Genomic DNA, 8,295 nt, shown 5'->3' on the forward strand with positions numbered 1-8,295 from the left:
AAATGAACCGCCCGGGAGACTTTTCTCGGGTGTTCCGTCAGGGGAAGCGCATCGGAGGCGGTGGCTTGACGGTCTTGACGGTCGAAAACTCGGTTGGGCATCCCCGACTAGGTCTGGCAATAGCAAAGAAACATATAAAGCTTGCCAGCAGGCGCAACCGCTTGAAGCGGATTATTCGTGAATCATTTCGTCAGAATCAATCTGCATTCTTCAACATCGACATTGTCGTGTTGTCTCGGCCCGGCGTAGATCAGCGTGATAACACTCAAATATGGGCAGCATTGGAGCGACATTGGTTAGCAGTGGTAGCGCAATGGCAACAAAAATCCTAATCAGCCTCGTTCGAGGCTACAAACTCATATTGAGCCCATTAGTCGGCATGCATTGCCGATTCCAACCCACCTGTTCGCAATATATGATCGAAGCGCTTGAGCGTCACGGTGCCATTCGAGGTACTTGGATGGGCTTGCGTCGTTTGTCTCGTTGTCACCCATGGCATAAGGGTGGCTTGGATCCTGTTCCCGAATTAAACACAAAGAATCACAATGGATAATCTCAGAACATTTTTTATTTTCGGTTTGCTTATTGTCTCCCTTTTACTATGGGAAGCTTGGCAAAATGATTACGTCAGACCACAACAAGCAGCTGATGTAGCAAGTCAGACGCAAACGACGACGCCACAAGCCCCAGTATCAGATGAGTTACCCGATATGCCTTCAGCATCAGCTGAATCACTACCGGATGTACCACAATCACAGCAGGTTTCAGCTTCATCAGGAAAAGTGCACGTCAAAACGGATGTGATGGATCTGCATATCGCGACCCAAGGTGGTGATATTCGCGATTTAGCGCTTCTTGAGTATGCGGTGAGTTCGGAACAGCCTGATACACCGGTTCAATTCTTAAATGATTCTGCCGGTCAGTTCTTTGTCACTCAGTCAGGTTTACGTGCAGATGGTGATGCACCGACGCATTATGAGCACTATCAGGCAGAACAAACAGAGTATGTGCTGCAAGCAGGCCAAGATGAACTGAAGATTCCGCTCTACTGGCAGAGTGAATCAGGTTTGCAGGTTGTAAAAACCTATAACTTTAAACGTGATAGTTACGTGGTGAATGTTGATTACCAGGTGATCAACAACAGTGGTGAAACCTTCTCGGCCTACCCTTATGCACAATTAAACCGTAACCGTAGTGATGACGACTCCATGTTCATCTACACATACACCGGTGCAGTGTTCTCCAGTAAAGGTAATGAATACGAAAAAGTCGATTTTGATGACTTAGATGATAAAGCCTTCAGTCGCAGTTCAATCGATGGCTGGGCAGCGATGATCCAGCATTACTTTGTGGCAGCGATTATTCCTCCTCAAGCGAGTGAGCAATTAGGCTTTTATGGTAAATCGATTAATGGCACTAACTACACAGCTGGCGTCAGAATGCCAGCGATCAGTGCGTCAAGTGGCGAACAGGCCGCAACACAGTACCAATTATATCTGGGTCCTAAAAAGCATGAACGTCTGGATAAAGTAGCTGAAAACCTGCCATTGACAGTCGATTATGGGATTTTGACGATTATTTCTGAGCCGTTATTCTGGATCATGGAATGGCTGCACAAACTGACGGGTAATTGGGGCTGGTCTATCATTCTGTTGACCGTGCTTATCAAGCTGGCATTTTTTAAATTATCAGCAACCAGCTATCGCTCAATGGCTGCGATGCGTAAATTAACGCCGAAGCTGGCTACCCTGAAAGAACGTTATGGTGATGATAAACAGAAGTTCAATCAGGCAATGATGGATTTATATCGCACCGAAAAAATCAACCCGCTGGGTGGCTGTCTACCCATCTTGGTACAGATGCCGGTATTCCTTGCCTTCTATTGGGTATTGGTAGAAAGCATTGAGCTACGTCAGGCTGATTTCATGTTGTGGATTAATGATCTGACAGCGATGGATCCTTATTTCATCTTACCGGTCTTATTCGGTCTGTCGATGTGGTTCCAACAAAAACTGAATCCGGCACCACAAGATCCGGCGCAAGCGATGATGATGAAGATTTTCCCATTAGTTTTCACCGTATTCTTTGCTTTCTTCCCTGCCGGTCTGGTGTTGTACTGGGTGGTCAACAACGTGTTATCGATTGCTCAGCAGTGGTATATCACGCGTAAAATGGGCGCGCTCTAAGCCTAGTGATGGACTGCATTGTAGCCGTTGCTACTGCGCCCGGACGCGGCGGTGTAGGCGTTGTCAGAATATCGGGTAAACAAAGTGCCGATATGGTGAAAGCCATTTGCGGCACGTTGCCCAAGCCACGTTATGCCCAGTTTTGTCATTTTCGTGAAGCTGACGATACGATAATCGATAGTGGTATTGCCCTGTATTTTCCGGGACCTGCCTCCTTTACTGGGGAAGATGTCGTTGAATTGCAAGGTCATGGCAGTCCTCTGGTCATGGACAGGTTGTGCCAGCGTGCAATAGAGCTGGGAGCCCGGATGGCACGACCGGGTGAATTTTCTGAACGTGCTTTTCTTAACAACAAAATGGATCTGGCACAGGCTGAGGCCGTAGCCGATCTGATTGAAAGCTCTACAGAACAAGCTGCGCGAAGTGCCATGCGATCGCTACAAGGTGATTTCTCAAATCGCATCAATGCCTTTTTGGAAGAGCTCACGCATTTGCGTATGTATGTCGAAGCTTCCATTGATTTTGCGGATGAAGAAATTGATTTTCTGGCTGAGGCACAAGTCGATAAGCAGCTACAAGATCTGTTGACCACATTAGATGGTATCGCGGGCAGTGCGCGTCAGGGACGATTGTTGCGTGAGGGTATCAGTGTTGTGTTAGCGGGGCAGCCGAATGCCGGTAAATCCAGCTTACATAATCAGCTGGCTGGTCATGATGCAGCGATTGTGACTGATGTCGCCGGTACCACCCGTGATGTGTTACGTGAGCAAATTCATCTGGATGGCCTGCCTTTGCGGATTTCAGATACTGCTGGTTTGCATGAAGCCACCAGTGATATCGTGGAACTGGAAGGGATTCGCCGAACCCAAAATGAATTGGCGCAAGCGGATCATATCCTGTTAATCATTGACGATAGTCTTGGCATGACGCCTCAAGACAACAAAATTCTAAATGATATGCCTGCTGATAAACCATTAACGGTGATTCGTAACAAAATTGACCGTAGTGGCCATCAAATCGGTGAAACTGTCGAAGCAGGGCGACAAACCATTTTCCTATCTGCCAAGACCGGTGAAGGTATGGAGTTACTTAGACAGCATCTGTTCGAGGCTGTGGGCTACCATCCAGAAGAAGAGGGCGTGTTTATCGCACGTCGCCGTCACCTAGATGCTTTATCAAGGGCGAGACTGGCGATTAGCCATGGCTACGACTGTTTAGCGGGATTAGGTGCTGGGGAATTATTAGCCGAAGAGTTGAGACAAGCACAGAACGCACTCGGAGAAATTACCGGCACATTTACCACCGAAGATCTGCTGGATCATATCTTTTCCAGTTTTTGTATTGGTAAATAAACGCGCCTACATCACCTTTTCAGCTTTAGCTGATGTCTTTTCAGTTTGACAGCTACCACCATCTAACATAAGTTCAGCAAGTACTTTTCAAGGAATTGTTTATGGAACTGTTGTCAGAGTGGGTGTCTACATTATCTGGCTGGGTCTGGGGCCCACCTATGCTGATTTTGTTGGTCGGCACCGGCGTTTATCTCACGATAATTCTTAAAGGATTACAGTTTCGAGCCTTAGCTCATGCATTGCGTTTAGTGTTTGAGAAAGATGACAACGCTAAAGGTGATATCAGTCACTTTGCTGCATTAACCACAGCCTTAGCTGCCACGGTAGGTATCGGTAACATCGTAGGTGTGGCGACTGCCATCACCTTGGGCGGTCCGGGTGCCGTATTCTGGATGTGGATAACGGGCTTGGTTGGTATGGCTACTAAATATGCCGAAGCCTTATTAGCGGTCAGGTATCGCGAACAGGGTGACAACGGCATGCGTGGTGGCCCTATGTACTACATTGCTAAAGGTGCAGGCTTACCATGGCTGGGCGTGTTATTCGCTATCTTTACCGCGGGTGCAGCGTTTGGCATAGGCAATATGACCCAGGCAAATTCTGCTGCTGCAGTGCTGGACGAGGTGTTTGGTATTGCTAGCTGGGTAACTGGCGGTATCTTGATGATATTAACCGCATTGGTATTGATTGGCGGTATTCGTTCTATTGGCCGCTTCACATCCATGTTAGTGCCTTTTATGATTGTGGCTTACCTCGGGGCAGCATTAGTCGTCATTATCCTAAATATTAATGAAGTGCCTGATGCATTTGGGCTGATCTTCTGGCATGCGTTTAATCCGATTGCCGCCGGTGGTGGTTTTGCTGGTGCGGCGGTAGCTGCAGCCATTCGCTATGGTGTGGCGCGCGGTGTCTTTTCAAATGAGTCTGGCCTTGGGTCGGCTCCCATTGCTGCGGCTGCGGCGAGAACGGATGATCCGGTCAAACAGGCGTTGGTTTCAATGACACAAACGTTTATTGATACCTTGGTTGTATGTACTGCAACGGCATTGGTAATCCTCACTGCAGATGTTTGGCAACAAGGCGTCAGTGCTGGCATTTTAACCAGCATGAGCTTTGCTGAGACCTTAGGTAATACAGGTACGCTTATTGTTGCAGTCGCCACGGCGTTGTTTGCTTTTTCGACCTTGATCGGCTGGAGCTATTACGGTGAAAAAGCAATTGAATACTTATTTAACGAACGCGCCATCATTGCGTTTCGCATTGTATTTGTCGCGATGGTGATGGTAGGGGCAACGCGTGAACTCAGTTTTGTGTGGAATTTTTCTGACTTGATGAATGGTTTAATGGCGATTCCCAACCTGATTGGCATTTTATTACTGTCTAAAGTAGTGAAACAGGAGAGTCAGCGTTACTTTTCTGCTCGTTTAGAAACGAAACAAGCCTAGCAGGCTTCAACAATAAAAATCGATCATACAATGAAAGCACGACATTCGCTGTTAGTGTTAATTGGGCTTTTACTAGAGAGGAGGAATAATGAGTAGACATTTCGATGAGGCCAAAGGCCTAACTGAAAACCATGATCCAGCTACCCATGAGTTTGTTTTCAATCAAACCATGTTTCGTATCAAGGATCCGCAACGTACACTGAAGTTTTATAGCGATGTGATGGGAATGACCTTAATTAAGCGTTTTGACTTCCCGGCAATGGAGTTTACTCTCTATTTTATGGCGGCACTGTCACCGGAAGAGTTGAAGGCGATTTCTGATAATAACGATGAACGTATTAAACAAACCTTTGCTCGCCCGGCCATGCTGGAATTGACCCATAACTGGGGAGATGAAGACAAGGATGATGTGAGCTACCACAATGGTAATAGTGATCCACGTGGCTTTGGTCACATTGGTTTTGCGGTGCCAGATATCGATGCCGCGTGTGAACGGTTTGAAAAAATGGACGTGCCTTTTGTGAAGAAACCAAATGATGGAAAAATGAAAGGCATTGCTTTTATTCAAGATCCAGACGGTTATTGGATTGAGATCTTCACACCAGAACGTCAGCCCAACTTATTACGCGAACATCTGGCATAAAGCCAAAACAAAAAAGGGGCTGAACGCCCCTTTTTTTATTATGTCAGCCTTTAGGCCCAAGGAAGAACCAGATAAGCAAACCGATTACCGGGAACAATAACAGAATAAGAATCCACAGTACTTTTGCACCGCCGCCTGCCGGGCTATTGGCAACTTGAATGATTGCCCAAATAACAATGACAAGCCAGATAAGGCCTAACAAACCACCGACTTCTAATCCCATCTTTCTCTCCTTGCGTTGTTGTAAGCGTCCAGCCTAGCTTAATTTAAGTAGTATATGGAAACAAAATTAATTTGAATCCGTGCTTTGTCTCACAGTTTTCAATAACCCAGAAGCCAAGACTATATATAAAGTTAATCGATTCCGAAACCGCGGCAGGCAATATCAACGAGATTGCGTTGGTTGTTGATCGGACTGTGTTGAGGATTTAGCACATCATAGTATTCATCACCATTGGAAGCGGAAACTATGTTGGGCAAGCCCCAGCCGAGGGTAGGGACATTGGAACGCTCAGATCAGGCTGTGAGAAAGTGTTGAGTAGGATGACAGGTTTTGTCACTTCACTTTTGAAGCAGCTTTAACCATCATGCTACCCACCAATGAATACGTGATCATTCAAAAGATTGAAAAAGTTAGCTGTGACGAATTTTATCGATGACTTGATGCAATCGATCTTTGTCAGCTTGTAAGCTTAAAGCATGTTCGGCTCGTTGATATGCCATATCTGAATGTCTGGCGACTTGCTCTGAAAAGCAGTCTTTGCAGATCTGTTTTAAAGCGAGAAGCGATTTTTGCAGGCGTAGCTGAATTTCGATCATGCCCGCGCCATCGCGGCCGATAGGCAAGAAAATATCATCAAACAAATCGTTGAGGTGTATTTCTGCTACACGAACATGTTTATAGATGATCTGTTCATCGTCATCAGTAATACTGCGGTGCTCTCGCCACGGTGCAATCAATCTGACCGCACGACTGATAATGTCGATTGCAGTGCCAGGATCATTGACAGCAGGAGACAGTGCCCTTGAAGCTATTTCTGCCATTACCGACATGCCAAAGCGGGGATCTTGATCAAAGGAACGTTCATTACCCAGTGAAAAAGCCGCACGGATCTCTGTTTCGATCCCCTCGTCCAATTCACCACCGAAACAGACTAAGGGTTCAGCCGGATGGATAAACTGACCGGGTTCTGATAACACAGCAATTTCAGTATCGTAATTCTCAGCGCAGCGATTTAGGATACCGACATCGATATGTTGTACATAGCCGGTTTTATTAGCAAAAACAGCATTATCACGATATGTCGGTAAGTTTTCTGGATCCAACCGTTTTGCGCCCAAACAGGGGTGATCAATGCGCTGTTGTATGGCATTGCTGGCCGCTTCTTCTACCCGGTTTGTGGTTTCACCCAAGCGGCCAAGTAATGATAGGTGTTCGATCCAACGCAGGATAGTGACAACAATAATGATCACCACTGCAATGGTCACTGCAAACAGAATCAGACGACCATTTTCACCATAGACATCGGTGCTTAAGGCAATGATACCGACTAGGCTGAATAAGAAAGAGCCGATAAAAGTGGCCAGTACATTTTGCGTCGTTGTATCTTGCCGGACCAGTTGTGTGGCACGTGGCGTTGCAGCAGAACTGGCTGCTGTATAAGCCGATACCATGACACTGAGTGAAAAGGTGGTGACGGCCAACATACTAGAGGCCAGAATATTGAGCAGAGCACCGACTGATTCTGAGCCTATACTCAGCGGAAAGGGCGTTGTGATGTAACGTTCTACCGGAATGGCAACCAAGGCCGTAAAGATGGCGAGTAGGGCAAATAGTGAAGCGCGAACCCACAAAGTGCGGGTTAATTGAGTCAGAAACCACTGCCATTTCGAGAACATATTTTATTCCTTAAAGCCTAAGCTAAGCATAACGGAGCCAATGGCGTGACACAATTTCAGGCAAAAAAAAACCGATGCTATAAGCCATCGGTTTTTTTGAGGTTGTTAAGTCAGCAATTAAGGTGAAAATGATGAACCACAGCCACATGTTGTGGTGGCATTCGGGTTACGAATCACAAATTGCGAACCTTCAACACCGTCAGTGAAGTCAATTTCTGCGCCTACAAGATACTGATAGCTGGCTGGATCGATCAGCAATGTAACACCGCCTTTTTCAACTTCAGTGTCTCCTTCACCCACTTCCTCTTCGAAAGTGAAACCATACTGGAAGCCGGAACAGCCGCCACCGGTAATAAAGACACGTAGTTTCAGTGCGTCGTTACCTTCTTCAGCGATCAAATCGCTGACTTTGGTTGCCGCTGCCTCGGTAAAAATAACTGGGCTGGGCATTTCGCTGGTCATATGATTACTCCAAAAACATTTAATATTGTCTATTTATTATCCAATTCTGACTAAAATAGTCAAGAATTAAGCTTTCTGTTCTAAATGATATTGTGTTTCTTCATCAAACACTTCGTGCTCGACCTGGAGAATATCCTCGCTATCCTCTTGTGCACGGATTAAGTGACCATTCACTTCGGCCCCCATCGCCATCTCCAACATGCGATAATACAGGTTGCCATGAATACGTGCTTTCGGCGCTAATTCAACATGCTGCGATACATAAACGTTGCCATTAATTTCGCCGTTGATAACCAGATTAGGTACAC

Annotated in this window: 10 protein-coding genes; 6 read left to right on the forward strand and 4 right to left on the reverse strand. The window is 46.3% G+C overall.

The features are described 5' to 3' along the window. Positions 1-2: 2 nt before the first annotated feature. From rnpA to gloA, 6 genes are all read left to right on the forward strand, one after another. Positions 3-332 (forward strand): ribonuclease P protein component, encoded by a 330-nt coding sequence (rnpA, locus tag MDMS009_RS03055; protein ID WP_043887869.1) that lies wholly within the window; start codon positions 3-5, stop codon positions 330-332. After that, positions 314-553: a membrane protein insertion efficiency factor YidD gene (gene yidD / locus MDMS009_RS16000; protein ID WP_081443585.1), complete on the forward strand. Its 240-nt coding sequence runs from the start codon at positions 314-316 to the stop codon at positions 551-553. Before rnpA ends, yidD begins: the two co-directional genes overlap by 19 nt. Continuing rightward, entirely contained in the window at positions 546-2,186 is a 1,641-nt protein-coding gene (gene yidC, locus MDMS009_RS03060) for a membrane protein insertase YidC (RefSeq protein WP_008290419.1), read from the forward strand. Before yidD ends, yidC begins: the two co-directional genes overlap by 8 nt. A gap of 8 nt (positions 2,187-2,194) precedes the next feature. Continuing rightward, positions 2,195-3,538: a tRNA uridine-5-carboxymethylaminomethyl(34) synthesis GTPase MnmE gene (gene mnmE, locus MDMS009_RS03065; protein WP_043887870.1), complete on the forward strand. Its 1,344-nt coding sequence runs from the start codon at positions 2,195-2,197 to the stop codon at positions 3,536-3,538. Between the two features lie 101 nt (positions 3,539-3,639). Next, positions 3,640-4,983 carry an alanine/glycine:cation symporter family protein gene (locus MDMS009_RS03070; protein WP_008290444.1) on the forward strand — a complete coding sequence of 448 codons (1,344 nt, stop codon included), beginning with the start codon at positions 3,640-3,642 and terminating at the stop codon, positions 4,981-4,983. 88 nt (positions 4,984-5,071) lie between these two features. After that, complete coding sequence (gene gloA / locus MDMS009_RS03075; protein WP_008290494.1) at positions 5,072-5,626, forward strand: lactoylglutathione lyase; 555 nt, start codon at positions 5,072-5,074, stop codon at positions 5,624-5,626. 43 nt (positions 5,627-5,669) lie between these two features. Here the strand turns inward: gloA and MDMS009_RS03080 are convergent, their stop codons facing one another. From MDMS009_RS03080 to MDMS009_RS03095, 4 genes are all read right to left on the reverse strand, one after another. Next, positions 5,670-5,849 carry a PLDc N-terminal domain-containing protein gene (locus MDMS009_RS03080; RefSeq protein ID WP_008290461.1) on the reverse strand — a complete coding sequence of 60 codons (180 nt, stop codon included), beginning with the start codon at positions 5,847-5,849 and terminating at the stop codon, positions 5,670-5,672. 410 nt (positions 5,850-6,259) lie between these two features. Then, positions 6,260-7,525, reverse strand: a complete 1,266-nt coding sequence (locus MDMS009_RS03085) for a DUF2254 domain-containing protein (protein ID WP_008290406.1) — start codon at positions 7,523-7,525, stop codon at positions 6,260-6,262. Between the two features lie 117 nt (positions 7,526-7,642). After that, positions 7,643-7,987, reverse strand: coding sequence for an iron-sulfur cluster insertion protein ErpA (gene erpA / locus MDMS009_RS03090; protein ID WP_036310995.1), 345 nt, complete (start codon positions 7,985-7,987; stop codon positions 7,643-7,645). A 66-nt stretch (positions 7,988-8,053) separates the two neighbouring features. Further along, positions 8,054-8,295, reverse strand: a 242-nt coding sequence (locus MDMS009_RS03095) for a bactofilin family protein (RefSeq protein WP_043887871.1), incomplete at its 5' end; no start/stop codon positions are given.

Source organism: Methylophaga thiooxydans DMS010 (genome assembly GCF_000156355.1).
In the GTDB taxonomy this organism is placed as follows: domain Bacteria; phylum Pseudomonadota; class Gammaproteobacteria; order Nitrosococcales; family Methylophagaceae; genus Methylophaga; species Methylophaga thiooxydans.